The organism is Arthrobacter sp. Y81 (assembly GCF_002929335.1).
Taxonomy (GTDB): domain Bacteria; phylum Actinomycetota; class Actinomycetes; order Actinomycetales; family Micrococcaceae; genus Arthrobacter.
In genome coordinates, this window is the sequence record NZ_PJIL01000009.1 from 194,719 (window position 1) to 213,085 (window position 18,367).

General features: G+C 66.2%; 18 protein-coding genes. 9 read left to right on the top strand and 9 right to left on the bottom strand.

Going from position 1 to position 18,367, the window contains the following annotated elements:
• Positions 1 to 11 precede the first annotated feature (11 nt).
• Positions 12 to 605, bottom strand: coding sequence for a GNAT family N-acetyltransferase (locus tag CXQ91_RS14010; RefSeq protein ID WP_104174511.1), 594 nt, complete (start codon positions 603 to 605; stop codon positions 12 to 14).
• Positions 592 to 2,778 carry a penicillin acylase family protein gene (locus tag CXQ91_RS14015; protein ID WP_258073983.1) on the bottom strand — a complete coding sequence of 729 codons (2,187 nt, stop codon included), beginning with the start codon at positions 2,776 to 2,778 and terminating at the stop codon, positions 592 to 594. Before CXQ91_RS14015 ends, CXQ91_RS14010 begins: the two co-directional genes overlap by 14 nt.
• A 158-nt stretch (positions 2,779 to 2,936) precedes the next feature.
• Between CXQ91_RS14015 and CXQ91_RS14020 the strand changes: the two genes are divergently transcribed.
• Positions 2,937 to 3,413, top strand: a complete 477-nt coding sequence (locus CXQ91_RS14020) for an N-acetyltransferase (protein WP_181038883.1) — start codon at positions 2,937 to 2,939, stop codon at positions 3,411 to 3,413.
• Between the two features lie 21 nt (positions 3,414 to 3,434).
• Here CXQ91_RS14020 and CXQ91_RS14025 read toward each other — a convergent pair whose 3' ends face one another.
• Positions 3,435 to 3,911, bottom strand: a complete 477-nt coding sequence (locus CXQ91_RS14025; RefSeq protein ID WP_104174513.1) for an NUDIX domain-containing protein — start codon at positions 3,909 to 3,911, stop codon at positions 3,435 to 3,437.
• Positions 3,912 to 4,018: 107 nt separating this feature from the next.
• On the opposite strand from CXQ91_RS14025, the gene CXQ91_RS14030 reads away from it, so the two are divergent.
• From CXQ91_RS14030 to CXQ91_RS14045, 4 genes are all read left to right on the top strand, one after another.
• Entirely contained in the window at positions 4,019 to 4,792 is a 774-nt protein-coding gene (locus tag CXQ91_RS14030; RefSeq protein ID WP_104174514.1) for an oxygenase MpaB family protein, read from the top strand.
• 84 nt (positions 4,793 to 4,876) lie between these two features.
• Positions 4,877 to 5,788, top strand: coding sequence for a DUF817 domain-containing protein (locus CXQ91_RS14035; RefSeq protein WP_104174515.1), 912 nt, complete (start codon positions 4,877 to 4,879; stop codon positions 5,786 to 5,788).
• Between the two features lie 44 nt (positions 5,789 to 5,832).
• Positions 5,833 to 7,356 (top strand): aldehyde dehydrogenase family protein, encoded by a 1,524-nt coding sequence (locus tag CXQ91_RS14040; RefSeq protein WP_104174516.1) that lies wholly within the window; start codon positions 5,833 to 5,835, stop codon positions 7,354 to 7,356.
• Positions 7,357 to 7,553: 197 nt separating this feature from the next.
• Positions 7,554 to 8,141, top strand: coding sequence for an adenylate kinase (locus CXQ91_RS14045; RefSeq protein ID WP_181038891.1), 588 nt, complete (start codon positions 7,554 to 7,556; stop codon positions 8,139 to 8,141).
• Positions 8,142 to 8,242: 101 nt separating this feature from the next.
• On the opposite strand, the gene CXQ91_RS14050 is transcribed toward CXQ91_RS14045, so the two are convergent.
• Positions 8,243 to 8,932: an HAD hydrolase-like protein gene (locus CXQ91_RS14050; RefSeq protein ID WP_104174518.1), complete on the bottom strand. Its 690-nt coding sequence runs from the start codon at positions 8,930 to 8,932 to the stop codon at positions 8,243 to 8,245.
• Between the two features lie 101 nt (positions 8,933 to 9,033).
• On the opposite strand from CXQ91_RS14050, the gene CXQ91_RS14055 reads away from it, so the two are divergent.
• Positions 9,034 to 9,537 carry an Lrp/AsnC family transcriptional regulator gene (locus CXQ91_RS14055; RefSeq protein ID WP_258073984.1) on the top strand — a complete coding sequence of 168 codons (504 nt, stop codon included), beginning with the start codon at positions 9,034 to 9,036 and terminating at the stop codon, positions 9,535 to 9,537.
• On the opposite strand, the gene CXQ91_RS14060 is transcribed toward CXQ91_RS14055, so the two are convergent.
• Both CXQ91_RS14060 and CXQ91_RS14065 read right to left on the bottom strand, forming a co-directional pair.
• The gene (locus tag CXQ91_RS14060) at positions 9,534 to 10,943 is read right to left on the bottom strand and encodes an aldehyde dehydrogenase family protein (protein ID WP_104174519.1); all 1,410 of its coding nucleotides are present in this window, start codon (positions 10,941 to 10,943) and stop codon (positions 9,534 to 9,536) included. The genes CXQ91_RS14055 and CXQ91_RS14060 overlap by 4 nt on opposite strands.
• A complete protein-coding gene (locus tag CXQ91_RS14065; RefSeq protein WP_219816529.1) occupies positions 10,936 to 12,054 on the bottom strand; it encodes a homoserine dehydrogenase in 1,119 nt (372 codons plus the stop codon). Before CXQ91_RS14065 ends, CXQ91_RS14060 begins: the two co-directional genes overlap by 8 nt.
• A 299-nt stretch (positions 12,055 to 12,353) precedes the next feature.
• Between CXQ91_RS14065 and CXQ91_RS14070 the strand changes: the two genes are divergently transcribed.
• Together CXQ91_RS14070 and CXQ91_RS14075 are read left to right on the top strand one after the other, a co-directional pair.
• Positions 12,354 to 13,811, top strand: a complete 1,458-nt coding sequence (locus CXQ91_RS14070) for an amino acid permease (RefSeq protein WP_104174520.1) — start codon at positions 12,354 to 12,356, stop codon at positions 13,809 to 13,811.
• Positions 13,812 to 13,950: 139 nt separating this feature from the next.
• The gene (locus tag CXQ91_RS14075; RefSeq protein ID WP_104174521.1) at positions 13,951 to 14,763 is read left to right on the top strand and encodes an IclR family transcriptional regulator C-terminal domain-containing protein; all 813 of its coding nucleotides are present in this window, start codon (positions 13,951 to 13,953) and stop codon (positions 14,761 to 14,763) included.
• On the opposite strand, the gene CXQ91_RS14080 is transcribed toward CXQ91_RS14075, so the two are convergent.
• The 3 genes from CXQ91_RS14080 to CXQ91_RS14090 are packed head-to-tail and all read right to left on the bottom strand — an operon-like array spanning position 14,756 to position 16,754.
• Positions 14,756 to 15,517 carry an IclR family transcriptional regulator gene (locus CXQ91_RS14080; RefSeq protein WP_104174522.1) on the bottom strand — a complete coding sequence of 254 codons (762 nt, stop codon included), beginning with the start codon at positions 15,515 to 15,517 and terminating at the stop codon, positions 14,756 to 14,758. The genes CXQ91_RS14075 and CXQ91_RS14080 overlap by 8 nt on opposite strands.
• A 41-nt stretch (positions 15,518 to 15,558) precedes the next feature.
• Entirely contained in the window at positions 15,559 to 16,323 is a 765-nt protein-coding gene (locus CXQ91_RS14085; RefSeq protein WP_104174523.1) for a cyclase family protein, read from the bottom strand.
• Positions 16,320 to 16,754: a hypothetical protein gene (locus tag CXQ91_RS14090; RefSeq protein ID WP_308471408.1), complete on the bottom strand. Its 435-nt coding sequence runs from the start codon at positions 16,752 to 16,754 to the stop codon at positions 16,320 to 16,322. Before CXQ91_RS14090 ends, CXQ91_RS14085 begins: the two co-directional genes overlap by 4 nt.
• Before the next feature lie 164 nt (positions 16,755 to 16,918).
• Between CXQ91_RS14090 and CXQ91_RS14095 the strand changes: the two genes are divergently transcribed.
• Positions 16,919 to 18,295, top strand: coding sequence for an NtaA/DmoA family FMN-dependent monooxygenase (locus CXQ91_RS14095; RefSeq protein ID WP_104174525.1), 1,377 nt, complete (start codon positions 16,919 to 16,921; stop codon positions 18,293 to 18,295).
• Positions 18,296 to 18,367 lie beyond the last annotated feature (72 nt).

The window sequence follows — 18,367 nt, forward strand, 5'->3', positions numbered from 1 at the left end:
CCGGAAGCCCGCTAGGACTCCTGTGATTCGAACTTTGCCCTGGTCAGGAACACCAGCCGAGCTTCCTTTTTCGCGAGCTGCACCTTGGGTCCCGGCTCGAAGCCGCAGCCCTCGAACCGCCGGATGGCCTTGTCGTTCCGGGCATCCGGTTCCGCCACGACCCGGTCCTTGGCGGGATCCGTCAGCAGGAAACGGACCAGTCCGGCGACGAGGACGGGCGTGAAGTTCCGTACCGGGAGGGTGGCAGGGGCCAGCAGGAGGTGCATGCCGGTGTCCTCAGGGCGGGCCTCGTAGGCTTCGGCCACGGGATCCTCGAGCGGCTCATAGCTCTGGAAGATTCCCACCGGACTGTCCGCCACGGACATCAGGTACGCGTGGTGCGTGTCCAGCCCATCCAGGAACCCGTAGATGTCCCGGACTTCGTCACGGCTCAGGTCACGCATGCCCCAGAACCGGGCCCGTTCCTCCCGCACCCAGCTGTGGATCAGGTCAGCGTCAGCCTCCGGGATGACCCGGATAAGCCGGAGCCGGCCCAGCGCGGGCAGGTCCTCCTCGTAGACGGACTCCCTGGCAGGGAGCGGCAAGTCTGTGTCAGCACGGGTCATGGTTCTCCTTGGTGAGCTGCTCCCAGTCAGTGATGACGGGAATGAGGTCGCCGGCCGCCCACAGGGGCAGCTGGCTGGCGAAATGCGGGTTTTCGGGGAGGCCCGAGGCGCCAAACGGCACCACCCAGCGGCTGTTGGCGCGGTTTTCCAGGTCCCAGACGTAGCGGGCCACAGGCCCCCGGAAAGACCTGTCGGTGAGTCCGGGAAGGCTTTCGGTGGAAAGCACGCACGCGGTGTCGCCGGACAGCCGGGTGAGCGGGACGGTGGGCACTGACGCGGCCCCGGCCGTGCCGTGGTCGGCCAGGGCGTGCAGCGGCAGCACGGTATGGCTGCCGCCCCAGGTTCCTGACGGAGCTGCGGCGGCTGTTTCTTCCAGCGCGCGGCTGGCTGCCCCGGTGACGTCGATGCCGTACGCCGGGCCCTTCGCGAGGAGTGTCTCCAAAGCGAATCCCACGCGCGCCACCGGATTCAGCCAGGGAGCGAACAGGGGAGCGAAGTTGTTGGCGGCAGTCAGCCGGTGCAACGCCGGCGCGGCCGCCAACGCGGTGACCAAGGCCGAGCGCCAGGCCGCAAAGACAGCGGCATCGCCGCTGTCCGCCCCCATCTGGCCGTCCCATTCCAGCAGCCGTGCGCGGAGCGCCCGCGCGGTTGCGGACAGCGGGACGGTTGCGGACGCCGGGTCGGCTGCGGTTGCGGACGCCGGGTCGGTTGCGGGCCGGGATGTGAGCCCCTGCAGCAGTGCACGGAAGATGGGCCACGAACCGAGCAACCTGTCCATGTGGACGCGCTCCATGTAGGCGGCGTCCAGCCCCGTGCCGCCCTCCTCCAGCAACTGCCGGATCCGCCGGGCACGGTGCGCCGGTGCAAACTCCAGTCCGAGCCGGTCCCCGCCTCCGGAATCGCGGTCGTTGGCATTGACGGCCAGCCCGGGCACCGGAGACCGGGGCAGATCCTCCCAGCGGCTGGTCCATTGATGTTCGGTGGACCATGCCGGGACCGGACGGACCCGGTTCTCCCGGCTCCGGGCCGGGACCTTCCCGGCGACCAGCTGGCGCACGCCGCCCTGGGAGTCAGCCACGAGCACGCAGTTGACGGGTTCCACCCAGGTTTCCAGCGCTGTTTCCACATCGTCCGCGGAACGGCTCCGCAGGAGCGGCAGCAGCGCCTCAAAGCCCAGCGATCCCGCAACGCGGGCCGGCGTGCGGAGGCTGAGCGCGCCGCCGTCGACCCCTCCGGAGATCACCGGGCCGCGTTCCGTTTCGATGACTTCAACCGTCTCCGCGGCGGAACCGCGGACCAGGATCGTTTCCTCGTGCTGCACCAGGACCGGGCGCGCGCCGTCGGGTCCGAGGGCCAGCACCATGTCTCCCTCGCGCCGCAACTGCTCGCTGTAGAGGTCCTGGTAGTCCGCCATGGCGTTGGTGACGGCCCAGGCCGCCGTCCCGCTGTGGCCGAAGTGGGGGATCCCGGGAACGCCGGGAAAGGCCAGGCCGACGACGTCGAACTCCGGGCATGCCAGCCGCACCTGCTGGTACACGCCCGGGAGTTCCATCAGCCGGTGCGGGTCCCCGGCAATGAGCGGGGAACCGGACTGCGTCAGGCTGCCCGCCGCCGCCCAGGCGTTGCTGCCGGCCCACACCGGAGCTTCAATGCTGAACAGCTCCACCGCCCCGGCGCCGAGGGTCTGGGCCACGTGCGCACGCCAGAGCTTGTTGGGAAAGGTGCCGAAGAGAATGTGGTGGACCAGGAAAACACCCAGCGGCGTCCACGGTTCCCAGGGAGCAGGCTCGGTGTCCGTGTCCCGGAACTCGGGGCCGTCCCGGAGTCCGGCGGCGAGGGCGTGGTTTATGCCGTCGACATAGGCCGAGCACCAGCCCCGGGTGGCAGCATCCAGGTTTGCGAAACAGCGGCGCGCGGTGTCGTCGAGCCGCGACCGCCGCGCAAAGCGGTCCCATTCGAGCCCGTCGGTTCCCAGCATCTCGGCTGTCCGGCCTTCCGAGCGCCACCGTTCCATTTCGATCTGCCAGGAACGGTCCGTGGCCGCGTTGAAGCCCTGCAGGAACGCCAGTTCATCCGCGCTGTCGGCCCGCAGGTGCGGAATTCCCCACTCGTCGCGGAACGTCTCAGCGGGCATCGGCGGAGACCCCTTGCAGGTGGCGTCGCGGTGCATCATGCACGTGAGTCTCCCGGATTCATCTAGTTAGGTAAGGCTTAGCTAACAAGAAGAATAAGGTGGCGAATCCGCGTTGACAAAATGCGGCGGTAACAATGGGACAAGCACGACGGCGGGACGTACCGCCGTCGTCCGCTGCGGCGTGCGAGACTTTCCCGATGAACCCATCCGAGCCAGGGAAGAGGCCGGTCCGGACCATCCGGCCCGCCGAGCCCACCGACCTTCCCATGCTGTACAGGTCCGAGCTGCAGTACATGCGGGACAGCGAGGGCGGACAGCTCGACGGCTGGATGCAGGCGATTGACCGGAACCTGGAGCTCTGGACCGCCAACCTCCCGCGCGCCCGGGTGGCGGACGTGGACGGCGTCCCGGCGGGCATCATGCTGTGGATGCCGCTCCCGGAGGAGGCTGCGGTTCTGGTCACCCTTCACGTCCTGCCCGATCTTCGCCGGCAGGGGATCGGGCGGCTGCTGCTGGACACGTTCATCACTGACGCCAGGACGGGCGGCAGCACCTCGCTCACCCTCGGGGTCCACCGCGGCAATCCAGCACGTGCTTTGTACGAACGCGCCGGTTTCGTGCGCACCGGCGAAGAGGACGCCTACCTGTACTACGCGCTTCCGGCGGCGCCATAGCTCCTGTCACCGGCTGTGCGTTCAGGAAAGGTTGTCCCTGAGGTGCTGGCTGAGGGCGTCAAGGATGGTTAGCTGGCCTTTCACCAGCTTGGTCCGCGCTTCGGGTTCTTCGAACCAGCGGGCGTCGTCCATTTCGGGGAAGTGCTGGATGACGCCGGATCCCTTGGGCCATTCCAGCGGGAATGTATTGCTCACAACCTGTCCGGGCCGGAAGTCCCACTCCGCGGCGAAGGCCGTGATGATCTTGCCTGACGGCTGCCTGAACTCGCCAAGCCGGATGTAGTCGGCGGGCGGCGCCGGCGTGCCCATTTCCTCGGTGAACTCCCGCCGGGCGGCGGTTAGCGGATCCTCGTCCTCAGGGTATACGCCCTTGGGGATGGACCATGCGTGGGCGTCCTTGCGGGCCCAGAACGGTCCGCCCATATGGGCTATCCAGACCTCCAGCTGAGCTGCCGGGTTCCACCGGTACAACAGTATTCCTGCGCTTCGAACGGTCATCGTCCCTCCTCTCCCAAGGCTATACGGGCCGGCTAGCACCAAGTCGTCCGGCCGTTGGCGGGACCTCTGCGGGGGCGCCGTCCCGGCCACTCGGGTAGGGTGTGGGCATGGTGCGTGGACTTGCCGACATGGGAGCAGAAGGCGTTCTGCTCGCGGGGGCAGGACGCGCAATTTTGCTGCAGATCGCGGACCCGGCGGTGGGCCACGGCGTGGCAGAGCACAGCAATTTCACAGATCGTCCGCTGGAGCGGCTTCGCGGCACCCTGACCTACGTGTATGCCGTCGTGTACGGCACCGAGGGGCAGGTGGCAGCGGTGCGCCGTAGCGTGAACCGCGCCCATGGTCCCGTCCGCCGCAAACCCGATGCGGGCTCCGCAGGCTACAGCGCCTTCGATGCCCAGTCCCAGCTGTGGGTGGTGGCAACCCTCTATGACACCGCCGTCATGGTCTACGAGAGAATCTACGGGGCATTGGACGACGAAGCAGCGGACCTCATGTACCGGGACTACGCGCGAATCGGTACGGCCCTGCAGCTTCCGGCAGAGTTGTGGCCCGCCGACCGCGCGGCCTTCGCCACCTACTGGAACGGCTGCCTGCAAAGGCTGCAGGCAGACGAGGTCAGCGTCCGCGTGGCCCGCGACCTGCTGTATCCGCCCGACCCGCAGCTTTGGCAGCGCCTGGTCATGCCGCTGGCCCGCTTCATCACCGTGGGACTCCTGCCGGACCAGCTCCGGCAGGGATTCGGGCTGCCGTGGAGTGAACGCCATTGCCGCTGGTTCGACCGCACCATGCGGTTGTCCGCCGTGGTGTATCCGCGGCTGCCGCAACGGGCCCGGCACTGGCCCAAGAATTACTGCCTCGCCCGGCTCGGCACGGCCTAAGGCCAAGCACGCAGGCAGGAAACGGACCGGATGTCCGGGCAGGAAAATCAACATTGCCACTCGTGGCGGGGGAACAGGGTACCAATGCGCAGCTTCACGTCCGTAGAACTTTTGATCGATGAGCGCGCACACCGGTTTCTGGACAAGGCTCCTGCCGGCGGCGCCCGTTCCAGGCTCACCGAGTTTGTTGTCTTTGGCCTCAAACAGGGCTGGGCATGCATCTTTGGTGCCGCGCTCCTGGCCGTGCTCCTTGCGGCGCGCCTCTGGTATCCCGGCGATGCCGGACTGGCCAGGAACGACTTCCTGACGCTCGCCGCCGTCGTGATCCAAATCCTGATGGTAGCCACACGGCTCGAAACCCTCCGTGAGCTGAGGGTGATTGTCCTCTTCCATCTGGTGGGAACGGTCATGGAGCTGTTCAAGACCGACGTGGGGTCCTGGGCCTATGAAGCCGAGGGTGTCCTGCGCATCGGGGCCGTACCGCTCTTCAGCGGCTTTATGTACGCGGCCGTCGGTTCCTACATGGTTCGCGTCTACCGCCTCTTTGACCTGCGCTTTGCCCGCTATCCGAGGCGGTGGGTGACGGCGGTCGTGGCCGTGGCCGTCTACGTGAACTTCTTCACCCACCATTACATCGTGGACGCCCGCTGGGTCCTGCTGGCCGCCGTCGTGATCATCTACGGGCAGTGCGTGATGCACTTCCGCGTGTTCCGCAGGAAGTTCCGGATGCCGCTGGTCCTGGCCTTCCTGCTCGTGGCGCTGTTCATCTGGATCGCGGAGAATATCGCCACCTGGTCCGGGGCCTGGCTCTACCCCAATCAGGTGGACGGATGGCACCTGGTCTCGCCCGACAAGCTGATCTCCTGGTTCCTGCTGATGATCATCTCCGTGGTGCTCGTGGCCTGGGTCTACAAGCCCCGGCCGCCCGAGGAGCCCGCGGTAGGAAGCGGGCCTCAAGCGGCCGATGCAGCCTGGTCGCAACCTTTGAACACCTAGCATGGGGGCCAGGACGAAGACGTCTGTTTTCCAGAGGAGTGACCATGACTGTTTATGTACAGCCCGGCCAAGAAGGATCCAAGGTCCAGTTCAAGGACCGCTATGAGAACTGGATCGGCGGAGAATGGGTGGCTCCAACGACCGGCCAATACATCGAGAACGTCTCCCCGGTGAACGGAAAGCAATTCACCGAGGTGGCCCGCGGCGCCGCTGCGGACGTTGAGCTCGCACTCGATGCCGCACACAAGGCCGCACCGGCTTGGGGCAAGGCATCGGCCACGGAGCGCGCCGCCGTGCTGAACAGGATCGCGGACCGGATCGACGCGAACCTGGAGATGCTGGCGGTCGCCGAATCGTGGGACAACGGCAAGCCCATCCGCGAAACCTTGAATGCGGACATTCCGCTCGCGGCGGACCACTTCCGCTACTTCGCAAGCGCCATCCGCGCCCAGGAAGGCCGGCTCTCCCAGCTCGACGACGACACCACGGCCTACCACTTCCACGAACCCCTTGGCGTGGTGGGCCAGATCATCCCGTGGAACTTCCCCATCCTGATGGCTGTCTGGAAGATGGCTCCTGCCCTGGCCGCCGGCAACGCGGTGGTGCTCAAACCTGCCTCCAACACGCCGGCCTCCATCCTGGTCCTGGCCGAACTCATCGCTGACCTGCTGCCGCCGGGCCTGCTGAATATCGTGAACGGCTTTGGTGCCGAAGTGGGAAAGCCGCTGGCCTCCAGCCCGCGGATCCGCAAGATCGCCTTCACCGGCGAGACGTCCACCGGGCGCCTGATCAGCCAGTACGCCAGCCAGAATCTGATCCCGGTCACGCTGGAACTGGGCGGCAAGAGCCCGAACATCTTCTTCAACGACGTTGCCGCGTCCAACGACGCGTTCTACGACAAGGCGCTGGAGGGCTTCACCCTTTATGCCTTCAACCAGGGCGAGGTCTGCAGCAGCCCGTCCCGCGCCCTCGTCCAGGACGGTATCTACGATTCCTTCATGGCTGACGCCGTGGCCCGGACGCAGAAGATCATCCAGGGCAACCCGCTGGACACCAACACCCAGATCGGCGCCCAGGCATCCGTGGGCCAGATGGAGAAGATCCTCTCCTACATCGACATCGGGCTCGAAGAGGGCGCCAAAATCCTGGCCGGCGGTGCACCGACGGAGCTCGACGGGGACCTGGCCGGCGGCTACTACGTCCAGCCCACCATCTTCGAAGGCCAGAACAAGATGCGGATCTTCCAGGAGGAGATCTTCGGCCCCGTGGTCTCCGTTGCACGCTTCACGGACTACAACGATGCCGTCAGCATCGCCAACGACACCCTCTACGGCCTCGGTGCCGGCGTCTGGTCGCGCAACGGCAACGTCGCCTACCGTGCCGGCCGCGAAATCCAGGCCGGCCGCGTCTGGGTCAACAACTACCACGCCTACCCGGCCGGCGCCGCGTTCGGCGGGTACAAGTCCTCCGGCATCGGCCGCGAGAACCACGCCATGATGCTGGACCACTACCAGCAGACCAAAAACCTCCTGGTCAGCCACTCCGAGAACAAGCTCGGCTTCTTCTAGGCCCGGGCACCAGCCCTGGCTCACCGGACTGCCACCGCGTGACCGCCTACTGCACCATAACTACCGTTTGCTGCATAAAAAGCCAGTGGACGGCGGCGGGACCTCCCGCCGTCGTACTCTGCTGTCACGCACCGATGCATCCTGGTCGCAACTGACATGAAGCAACGGCACTACGAAGGGTTATTTGAATGACGAGAATGTTGATTATTGGCCCGCCCGGTTCCGGCAAGGGCACGCAGGCGGAGCGCATCTCGGAGCGCCTCGGCGTTGTTGCGATCTCCACCGGCGATATCTTCCGCGCCAATGTGAAAGGCGGGACGCCGCTTGGCATCGAGGCCATGAAGTACATGGACGCCGGTGACTTCGTTCCGGACAGCGTCACGAACGAGATGGTGCGCAGCCGTCTCTGCCAGGACGACGTCGAGAACGGTTTCCTGCTGGACGGATACCCCCGCACCACGGCGCAGGTTGATTATCTGGACGGGGTCCTGGCCAGGGGCGGGCAGGAACTGGACGTCGTCCTGCAGCTGACGGCCGATGACGACGAACTGGTCCACCGTCTCCTGGGCCGCGCCAAGGAGACGGGCCGCAGCGACGACAACGAAGCCGTCATCCGCCACCGGCTGGACCTGTACCACGGGCAGACCGAGGCCGTTGTGGCCAAGTATGCCGAGCGGGGCATCCTGACCCAGGTCGACGGCATCGGCGGCATCGATGAAGTGACCGACAGGGTAATGGGCGCCATCGAAAACCCAAGCACGGTCTCCATCGTCAGCGGACGGTGATCCGGATCCACGTGAACACCGTGGTGACTAAGAGCTAAAGCCGGAGGACGACGGCGGGACTTCCCGCCGTCGTCCTCCGCTTCAGTTACCGGGCGGCTGCTTTACCGGCCTGCACGGAGCAGCAGCGCAAGGACCTCGGGCGTCCCGGCAACAGCCGCGGCCCCGCGCGCTTCCGACGGGTCTCCGTATCCCCAGGCGACAAAGATCGCAGGGACCCCATGCGCGGCCGCCCCGGCAACGTCGTAGCTCCGGTCGCCCACCATGACCGGGCTGGAAATGTCCACGCCCTGCGCCTTCAGCCGCCCGAGCGATTCGGCAATAACGTCCTCCTTGGAGGCCCTGCCGGCTGCGTCGGACGCACCGCAGATATCGGCGAAGTGACGGTCGATACCAAAAGCGCCCGCCAGCCGGACCGCCTGGTCCTCCACTTTGGACGTCGCCACGGCCATCGGACACTGCAGCGAAGCCAACTGGTCCAGGAGGCCGCCAACACCGTCGAAAAGGCTGGATTGTTCCGCCCCCGTTTCGGCGTAGGCCGCGCGGTAGTGCCGGAGCGCTTCCCGGGCCTTTGCTGCATCCAGGCCCGCGCTGTGCCGAAACGACTCGTACATCGGCGGTCCGACATACTTGAGCAGGTCCCGGTGCGGAGGGACAGGCGCATTTACGGCTTTGAGCGCCCGGGCAGCGCTGTCCATCACCCCCGGTGCGGAGTCCAGGAGCGTCCCGTCCATGTCGAACAGAATGCAGCTGACAGCAGCGGGTGCCTGATTGTCCAGGTGTAGACGTATCATTTCTGCGGAGCCTTTCTGGCTACGGTTTCGGAGCGCACACAGTCCCAGGGGCAGTGGCGCACCGATGATTGCGGCGGAGGGTAGGGATGGACGGAGCGGGTTTGGATCACATCGACCAGAAGATCCTTGCGGAACTCACAAAGAACGCCCGGGTGTCCCATGCCGAGCTGGCCAGCAGGGTGCTCCTGTCCCGGAACGCCGTCCGGCAGCGTGTGGACCGCCTGGAGCGGCAGGGCTACATCCAGGGCTACACGATTGTGGCGGGCAGCGTGGGCCAGAGCATGGTTTCCGCTTTCCTCATGATTTACCGCAAGGACCGCATGCGCGGCGCAGACGTCCTGGCCGCATTGCGGACCATTCCCGAAGTGGTCCTCTGTGATGTCCTGAGCGGCGACTTTGACCTGCTGGTGAGGCTGGAGGCGCGCTCGCTGGACAGGGTCCAGGAGATCTGGGAGCAGATCGCGGCCCTCCCCGGCGTGGGCGACACCGTGACCGCGCTGACCCTGTCCAACGTCATCCGACGGCGGGGAGCCGACGGGAACGGCGCCGACGGGCTCGACGACGGGCACGCCGCTGACGGGCTCCAGGGCCTGCCGCCCCGCTAGTTCCTGATGCAGACCACCTTGGCCTGGGTCATCTCCTCATAGGCGAACCGGACGCCTTCCCGGCCCATGCTGCCGTACTTGGACCCGCCGAACGGCATGCCGTCGAACCGGTAGTCCGAGGAGTCGTTGATCATCACGCCGCCTGCGTCCAGATCCCGGGCCGCACGCATGGCCGCCGCAAGGGAGCCGGTAAAGATGCCCGCATGGAGGCTGAAATCGATGGAGTTCGCCAGCCCGATCGCTTCGTCGTAGGTGCTGAACATCTTGAGCATGACCACCGGTCCGAACACTTCCTCCTGCCAGAGGCGGCAGTCCTCCGGAACGGACTCCAGGACGGTCGGCAGCAAGACATTTCCCTCAGCCCGGTTGCCGGCCAGGACCGTTGCGCCCGCGTCGATGGCGCCGCCGACCTTCAGCTGGACCTCCCTGACCGCTCCGGGGCTAATCATGGGGCCAACGTCAGTCCGTTCCTCGGCGGGGTCACCGGTGACCAGTGCTCTCGTGGCTGCCACGAACTTCCGGCGGAATTCGCCGTAGACGGAGCGGTGGACCAGAATCCGCTGTACCCCCACACAGTTCTGGCCCGCGGCCCAGAACGCGCCGGATACACATGAGTCCACGGCCTTGTCCACGTCCGCATCGTCCAGGACGATCACCGGCGCGTTGCCGCCGAGGTCCATGGCGAGCTTTTTCAGCCCTGCCGTGCGGGCGATTGCCTCACCGGTCGCGAACCCGCCGGTGAAGGAAACCATCCGGACGTCCCGGGTCCCGATGATGGCCGCCGCAACATCCCTCCCGCCGTGGACCACCGTGAGCACCTCCGGCGGCAGGCCGGCGTCATAGAGTGCGTCAGCCAGCAGCTGGGCGGACAGCGGCGTGAGGGCCGATGGCTTGAGTACGACGGCGTTGCCGCCGGCGATCGCCGGGCCCACCTTGTGGGCCACCAGGTTAAGAGGATCGTTGAAGGGCGTGATGGCCGCAATGACCCCGAGCGGCTCCCGCGTGAACCAGCCGGTCCGGTCCTCTGATCCGGCATAGGAGTCGAACGGGATGACTTCGCCGGCGCCGCGGGTGGCTTCCTCCGCGGACAGCCGGAGCGTGTTGATGGCCCGGTGCACTTCCTTGCGCGCCTGGCGGATGGTCTTCCCCGCCTCCGCCACGATGGTCCGGGCGAAGTCCTCGGTTCTGCGTTCAATGTCCGCCGCGGCCGTGGACAGGATGGCGGCGCGTGCATGGCGGGGCAGGGACTTTGCGGTTACGGCGCCGGAGCGTGCCGTTGCCATCAGCGCTACAACGGCGTTGACGTCGGCGGTGGAGACCGCTCCGACAATCCTGCCATCGTAGGGACTGGTCACCTCGTGGAGCGGGGGAACCTGGACGTCCTGCAGAACGGTGGCCTCAGACACGCGCCAGCCCTCCGTCTTCCGTGGCAGCCTCAAGGGAACCGGCCGCGGCAGGGGAGCCGGCGGCGCCGCTGATTTCCGATGCCTGGTGGATGGCAATGATGTCGGAGAGCAGCGCGTAGGCCGTCTCGATCCGTCCGGCGCCGGGGCCGGAAACCGTCACGGGGCCCAACAGGTCAGTTTCGAACGAAACAGCGTTCGTGGCACCCGAGATGCCGGCAAGGCTGTGCTCCAAGTCGACGGCGCGCGGTGCAACGCCCGCCGCGATGCCGCCGTCGGGAGTCCGCCTGGCGGATCCGATCAGCTTCCAGCGCCGGCCGGCTGAAGCGGCCGCCCGGATATCCTCCGGCGTTACTGCGGAGATGCCCTCGCGCCGGATGTCCTTCAGCTGCAGGTTCCCGCCGAGGAGCTCATTGGCGAGGATCAGCACCTTCAGTTGCACGTCAAAGCCCTCGAGGTCCGCGGCAGGATTCGCCTCGGCATAGCCCAGCTCCTGGGCCTCCCGGACCGCCTCGCCAAGGTCCAGGCCGGCTTCCATGCGCCCCAGGACGTAGTTGCTGGTGCCGTTCATGATCCCTTCGAAGCCGTTGAGCTTCAGCCCGTTGAACATCTGCCTGGCAAGCCGGATCACCGGCGTGCCGCTCATGACGGCACCCTCAAACTCGAAGCGGACTCCCTGCTGTTCCGCCAGGGCCGCCAGTTCCCGGCCCCGCAGGGCCACCGGCCCCTTGTTCGTGGTGCAAACGCTTTTGCCCGATTCCAGGGCCCAGCGGACGTGCGAAACCGCGGGCTCGCCGTCGTCGGGATTGGTGAAAGTGGCCTCACAGATGATGTCCGCTGTGCAGTTGCGGATCACCGCCTCGTTATCCGGTGCCGCGGAACCGCCGTGCCGGGCAAAGGTCTCGCCGCCGCCGTCTCCGCCCAGCCCCAGAGCCATGGACAGATCAATACCGTCGGCGTCCATCAGGGAACCGAGGCGCAGGTCGGTGATGGCAACTACACGCAGGCCGAAGCCCAGCTCGGTGCGGAGGGCTTCGCCGCGGGCGGCGATCAGTTCAGCCAGGCTGCGGTTCACTCCGCCGAAGCCAATAAGTGCAAGGTCGTAGGTGGTCATGCCGTGTCCTTCTCTCGGAATTGCTTGGTGGTTCCATGCTCAGGCCGGTCCGTGTCCGTCCCGCCATGTGATTCCGCCCAAAGGACTGCGCAAAGTGACCAAGGATGACGCCGTGTGTACTGCGACTCCTTAATATTCGTGCAATATATGCATCTAGGGATGTTTTTAAAGATCAAAACCGCGTTTTGGTGTTACTTTCATCACAGCGGTTGGGTGTACCGGACTGGTCCCCAACCCCTCCGAGGCTTTCCGGTGCATCAATCCCGTTCGCACCCCGACTACTTTCCCGGGAGCAATTCATGGAACTCTCTTCCACAACCCGCTTGGATCCGCAGGCTTCTTCATCACTTGAATCGGGACCCGCTGAATCGGGGCGCGGACCGGCGCCGGGGCTCCGCCGGTCCATGGGGCCGCGGCATCTGGTGATGATCGCCATGGGCGGCGTCATCGGGTCCGGCCTCTTCCTCAGTTCGGGCTACACGATTTCCCAGGCCGGCCCGCTTGGCGCGGTCCTCGCCTATCTCGTGGGCGCCTTCGTCGTCTACCTGGTCATGGCCTGCCTCGGCGAGCTGGCCATCGCTTATCCGGTCTCGGGCGCGTTCCACATCTACGCAGCCAGGTCCATCGGTCCCGCCACCGGCTTCACCACGGCCTGGCTGTACTGGCTCTGCTGGGCCGTGGCCCTGGGGTCGGAGTTCACCGCGGCCGGACTGCTCATGCAGCGCTGGTTCCCGGGCATTGAGGTGTGGGTGTGGTGCATCGTCTTCGCGTCCATCCTGTTTGCCCTGAACGCCGTCTCATCGCGCTTCTTCGGCGAATCCGAGTTCTGGTTTTCCATCATCAAGGTGGGCGCCATCGTTGTCCTGATTGCCTTTGGCGGGGCCGCGCTGGTGGGGTTCCACCCGCTGGCCGGAGGTTCCCACCCGTTCCTGCTCGAAAACTTCAACACGTCAGGCGGACTGTTCCCGAACGGCTTCTCCGGCGTCCTGGTGACAGCCCTTGCGGTGTTCTACGCGTTCTCCGGTTCGGAACTCATCGGCGTCGCAGCCGGCGAAACCGCCAACCCCGAGACCAGCATTCCCAAGGCCATGCGGACCACCGTGTTCCGCCTGCTGATCTTCTTCGTGGGCGCCATCGGTGTCATCGCTGCCACCATCCCCTTTGACCAGGTGGGCCTGGACGAGAGCCCCTTCGTGACGGTCTTTTCCTCCATCGGCATCCCCTATGCGGCGGACATCATGAACTTCGTCATTATCACCGCGCTGCTCTCCGCCGGAAACAGCGGCCTGTTCTCCTGCGCCCGGATGCTCTTTTCCCTGTCCGAGGAAGGGCACGCACCGAAGGCTTTCCGGAAGCTGACCAAAAACGGGATTCCCCTCATCGCGCTCTGCGTCAGCATGGTCGGCGGGCTGGCCTCCCTGATCAGCAGCGTGGTGGCTCCGGAATCGGTGTACCTCGCGCTGGTGTCTGTTGCCGGGTTCGCCGTTGTGGGGGTCTGGATGTCCATCACGGCGTCGCACTTCTTCCACCGACGGGCCTTCGTGCGGAACGGCGGAAACATCCACGATCTCGCCTACAGGGCCCCGCTGTTCCCCGTGGTTCCGATCCTTGCCTTCACGCTGTGCCTTATCTCGCTGATCGGCATCGCCTTCGACCCGAACCAGGTCGCTGCCCTTTACTTCGGCGTTCCTTTCGTGGGCGCCTGCTACGCCTTCTTCTACGTCAAGTACGGACGACGGCGGCAGCTCGCTACGTAGCCTGCTGCGGCAGTTCTGCGGCTACCCCGCCGGCCCGGCGGCCGAACTACTGTTCGGCCGTCGGGCCTCCGGCATGTTCGTCGAAAGGCCCGCCGGCACGACGAAAACCGCCGGTCACCGCCGCCTGCGCTGTGTGAGAATGGGCGTTGAAGTCCACCAGAGGGAGCGGTTCAGCTTGGAATTGTCGGAAGCGTCATCGCTGGGCCAGGGCCTTCGCATTCTCCGGCTCGTCGTCGACCGCGAGAAGCGGGGCAGGGGACTGCTGGGCGTTTCGCAGCTCGCCGCAGAGCTGGCGATGGACCAGGGCCGCGTGTCCCGGCTTACCCAGGAGCTCTGCGAACTGGCCATTCTGGAACGGGTGGAACGCGGGCCGTTCCGTGCCGGGCCGGCCTTCTTCCGGCTTGGAGCCAGCCTCAATGTTGGCTGGATCGGCCAGGCCAAGAGTGAACTGGAGCTTTTCGTGGCTGAGTTCGGCCTCCGGGCCCGGCTGTCCGTCCGTGACGGCGTGCGGGTGATCCTGCTCAGGACGTCCAGCAATGACGGCGCGCTGGGAAGCTTTGTGAAACCCGGCATGGTCACCCCCGTCTGGTGCACAGGTTCAGGCCGGGCCCTCCTCTGGGACCACAAGGCCACCGAGGTTGAGGAGCTTCTTCAGGGTGTGGACTTTATCGGCGTGGGCGGCCCACGGGCAGCTCACTCCGTGCCGGAAGTGTGCGAATTGATGGAACAGGACCGCCCGCGGGGTTTCATCAGGGCGGCCGAGGAGTTTGAGCACGGCGTCGATGAGCTGGCCGTTCCCGTCCGGGATCCGGCTGGGCGTGTGACCGCTGCCCTTGCCGTCCTGGGCAGCAGTGCCGCTCTTGACGCCCGGGCCGAGGAAATTGCCGGGGCGCTGCACTCGGCAGCACAGCGCCTCTCAGTGGTGGGCTCAGACGGCGGGGGCGTCAGCTAGGCCGGCCCAGGGCCGCTTCAAGCCACCCGCCCCACTTCAGGGCCGCGGCGGCAATCTCTTTGCGCTTCGGTTCCAGCCGCGCCTTTGATCCGACCACCTGCAAAGCAGCGATGGCCTCGCCGCGGAAGTCGCGGACGGGAACGGCCACCGAGTACAGATTGGGCTCCGCCTCTTCATCCACAACGGAATAGCCGCGCTCCCGCGCCCCGGCCAGGCGGCCCAGGAAGTCTTCAATATCGGCGGGAGTGTTGGGGCCATGGCGGACAAAGTCGGTCTGGCTGAACACGGCCCGGACCTCGGCGTCGCTGGCGTCCCACAGCAGCGCCTGGCCGGCGTCGCTGCAGTAAGCGGGGTAGGGCCGGCCGATCCACGAGCCCACCATCCTGCTGTTCGGCGGGACGTGCTCACCGATCGTTACGGTGCTGTCCCCGTTGAGGACACCGAGGAAGCAGCCTTCCCCGGTGTCCTCGACGAGCCCCTCCAATGCCGTCATGCCTTCGGTCCGGAGCCGTTGCTCAGTGAGTAGCTGGGCATCCGTGTAGAGGCTCCAGTCCAGCGAATACTCCCGGTGCCCGCCACGGAGCAGGAAGTTCTCCTGCTGGGCGGCCTTGAGCCCGCGGGAAACCTGGCTGCGGTCCTTGCCGAGATCTGCGGCGATGTCCCCGACGGTCGCGCCCCGCGCTCCTCCGCCGTGACGGGAGCCGACGGCGAAGACAACTTGCATTCCGCGGCCCATGCTGGAGATTTTCGACATGGCTCCGATCTTAGTTGCTGGCAACCCGCGGTTTGGTGTCCCTAGTGGATCGCAAAGACCCGGGCGGGGAATCCGCTGCCGCCTTGAGGCTTCGGCCAGGTGGCCACGAGCACCGCCCCCGATTCCGGCAGGCCGTCCAGATTGGCGAGCAGCTCTATCTGCCAGCAGTCCTGGGCAAGGATGTAGGTTTCCAGGCTGAAGTCCTGGTGCGACGTCGCCCTGCCCGGGTCCGTATCCGTCTGCTCGTGGCCGATCGCCGTGATGTTCCGCTCGGTGACCAGGAAGGACAGCACTTCCCGGGACCAGCCCGGGGTGTGGCTGACGCCGTCGGCATCCCGGTTCGCCATCGCCCCGGGGTCCGGCCAGCGGTTGCTCCAGCCGGTCCGGAGCGCCACGAACGCGCCCGCCGGCATCCGGCCGTTCCGCTCCTCCCATTCGCTGACGTCATCGAGGGTGGGCGTCGCGTCGGCGTCGCCCGCGGCCCGCGTGCTGATGTCCAGCACCACCAGGGGCAGCACCATCTCTTCCACCGGGATGCTGTCCAGGCTTCGCCCGCCCCGGATAAAGTGCGACGGCGGGTCCACGTGGGTGCCCCACTGGCCGACGATGGAGTAGACGTGCGCCGTGAAGCCGTCGCCCTTTTCGAGGTCGAACAGGGCCGTCCTGCCTTCGTCCGGAAAAGCGGGGAAGTGTGGCTGGCCGGGGTGGAACGCGTGTGTCAGGTCCGTGAACGACCGGCCGGCCAGCAGTGACTGAAAGCCCCTCCAGAGGCCGGCGGCCTGGGTGCCGGCGGTGTGGACTGTCATGACGCCCGGCCCAGTGCCGGGCGAATCGCCGCTGCGGTGGAGACCCGGACCGGATCGGAGAGCTCGATGACCGGCACCTCCCATGGGTGCACTTCGATCATGCGTTCCAGGAGCCGGCCGACTGCCTCCTCGGACAGGTCAGCGTCCAGGTAAGTGGTCAGGACAAAAGTGGGCGACAGGGTCCTCTCGCCCGCGCGTCCGAACGTGGGGTTGGCTGCCGCCGATGCTGTGAACCCCTCGAAGCCGAGACTCGATTCGAACACATGCCGGTAGTTTCCAAAGTCCCCCAGTTCGGGGCATGACTCCAGTGTGTCAAAAAGTGACGCAAGGCCCGGGTCCGCTTGCAGGACCTCCAGATCGCCCTCCACCAGCTGCCTCAACGAGACTGCGGCAATGGGCCAGTGGACGCGGAGTTTGCGCACACTTCTCATTCCAATATTCATGTCTGGATGCCTCTTCCATGGATCGTCCGGAGCCAGCTCGCGTGGTGTTTGCATCATCCTGACAGAAGGCGACGGGCAACACAAGCATATTTATTTGTCTATACTGCACATAGCTTGAAATTGTTCCGTCCACGAAAGCGAAGTGATCCGTCTTGAGCACCCCCACCTCCCCGCTGCTTTTTGCCCTCTACGAACAGGCCAGCGTCGGTTGCGGCGGCGCCCCGAGCCTCTGGACGCACCCGCTTGATAACCGTCTGGAGCTCAACTCACTGGACCGCTGGCGGGATGTGGCCATCACAGCCGAACAGGCCAACCTCGATGCACTGTTCTTTGCCGATGTCCTGGGCCTCTATGACGTGTACGGCGGATCGGCCGACGCCGCCCTGGGCTGGGCCGTGGAAGCACCTGCGAACGACCCCTTTATGTATGTGCCTGCCCTTGCTGCCCTTACGGAGAGGCTGTCGTTCGTGATTACGGCATCGACGACGTACGAGCACCCGTTCTCCCTGGCGCGCCGCTTCGGCACCCTGGACCACCTCAGCAACGGCCGGATCGGCTGGAATATCGTTACGTCGTACCTCTCCAGCGCCGCCCGGAACTTCGGCATGGACGAGATGCTCAAGCACGCGGACCGATACGGCCGCGCGGATGAATTCATGGATGTGTTCTACAAGCTGCTGGAAGGCAGCTGGGCGGGCGACGCCGTCGTCGGAAGCAAGGGTGAAAGGGTCTACGCCCGTCCCGGTTCCGTTCAGTCGATCAACCACGACGGCGAGCATTTCCGCGTGGACGGACCGTCGCTGACGTCGCCGTCGCCGCAGCGGACCCCCGCCCTGTTCCAGGCGGGGTGGTCGCCGCGGGGCCGCGAGTTCGCGGCCAAGCACGCCGAAGTGATTCTGCTGCCCAAGAAGGACCCGCAGGAGATCGCCGCAGGCCTTGCGGACATCAACCGCCGGGCGCTGGAGCGCGGCCGTCCCGCCGGCGAGGTGCGGTCCATGGCGCTGGCCCGGATCATCACTGCGCCCACCGCGATCGAAGCGCAGGAGAAGTATGACGGGCTTCAGCGCAACTACCACTTGGAGGCGCAGCTGGTCAGCTATGCCGGCGATACGGGGATCGACCTCAGCAAATACGCCGACGACGAGCCGCTGGCCACGGCGTCCAACGGTCTCACGTCCTATGTGGTTAAGGGGGCGCCGCAGGACAAGCCGCTCACTGCCGGGGATGTGCGGCGCAAATTCTCCGAGGTCACACGCGGAACCGACCTGCTGTTCATCGGCACGCCGGAAGACGTTGCATCGCAGATCCAGGACCACGCGGCAACGTCGGGGCTGGACGGCTACATGATCAACCCGCTGGTGAGCCCCGGCTCCCTGAATGACTTCGCCGAACTGGTGGTGCCGGAACTCGCCAAGCGCGGGCTTTACGACACGGAACCGAAGAGCGGCACCATGCGCTCCAGGCTGCGGGCTGACGGCTCGGACCTGATGGCCGGCACGTCTTACGGGGCGGGCTTCCGCCAGCGCTGATATGTAGGTCCGGTTGTCAAGGGGGCAGAGGTGAGCGGCTCCAGGCTTTTGGTTCCTGGGGCCGCTCACCGT

Coding starts and splice junctions, on each gene's coding strand:
- CXQ91_RS14010 (WP_104174511.1), bottom strand. CDS start 605: ATGACCCGTGCTGACACAGACTTGCCGCTCCCTGCCAGGGAGTCCGTC.
- CXQ91_RS14015 (WP_258073983.1), bottom strand. CDS start 2,778: ATGATGCACCGCGACGCCACCTGCAAGGGGTCTCCGCCGATGCCCGCT.
- CXQ91_RS14020 (WP_181038883.1), top strand. CDS start 2,937: ATGAACCCATCCGAGCCAGGGAAGAGGCCGGTCCGGACCATCCGGCCC.
- CXQ91_RS14025 (WP_104174513.1), bottom strand. CDS start 3,911: ATGACCGTTCGAAGCGCAGGAATACTGTTGTACCGGTGGAACCCGGCA.
- CXQ91_RS14030 (WP_104174514.1), top strand. CDS start 4,019: ATGGTGCGTGGACTTGCCGACATGGGAGCAGAAGGCGTTCTGCTCGCG.
- CXQ91_RS14035 (WP_104174515.1), top strand. CDS start 4,877: ATGCGCAGCTTCACGTCCGTAGAACTTTTGATCGATGAGCGCGCACAC.
- CXQ91_RS14040 (WP_104174516.1), top strand. CDS start 5,833: ATGACTGTTTATGTACAGCCCGGCCAAGAAGGATCCAAGGTCCAGTTC.
- CXQ91_RS14045 (WP_181038891.1), top strand. CDS start 7,554: ATGTTGATTATTGGCCCGCCCGGTTCCGGCAAGGGCACGCAGGCGGAG.
- CXQ91_RS14050 (WP_104174518.1), bottom strand. CDS start 8,932: ATGATACGTCTACACCTGGACAATCAGGCACCCGCTGCTGTCAGCTGC.
- CXQ91_RS14065 (WP_219816529.1), bottom strand. CDS start 12,054: ATGACCACCTACGACCTTGCACTTATTGGCTTCGGCGGAGTGAACCGC.
- CXQ91_RS14070 (WP_104174520.1), top strand. CDS start 12,354: ATGGAACTCTCTTCCACAACCCGCTTGGATCCGCAGGCTTCTTCATCA.
- CXQ91_RS14075 (WP_104174521.1), top strand. CDS start 13,951: ATGGGCGTTGAAGTCCACCAGAGGGAGCGGTTCAGCTTGGAATTGTCG.
- CXQ91_RS14080 (WP_104174522.1), bottom strand. CDS start 15,517: ATGTCGAAAATCTCCAGCATGGGCCGCGGAATGCAAGTTGTCTTCGCC.
- CXQ91_RS14085 (WP_104174523.1), bottom strand. CDS start 16,323: ATGACAGTCCACACCGCCGGCACCCAGGCCGCCGGCCTCTGGAGGGGC.
- CXQ91_RS14090 (WP_308471408.1), bottom strand. CDS start 16,754: ATGAGAAGTGTGCGCAAACTCCGCGTCCACTGGCCCATTGCCGCAGTC.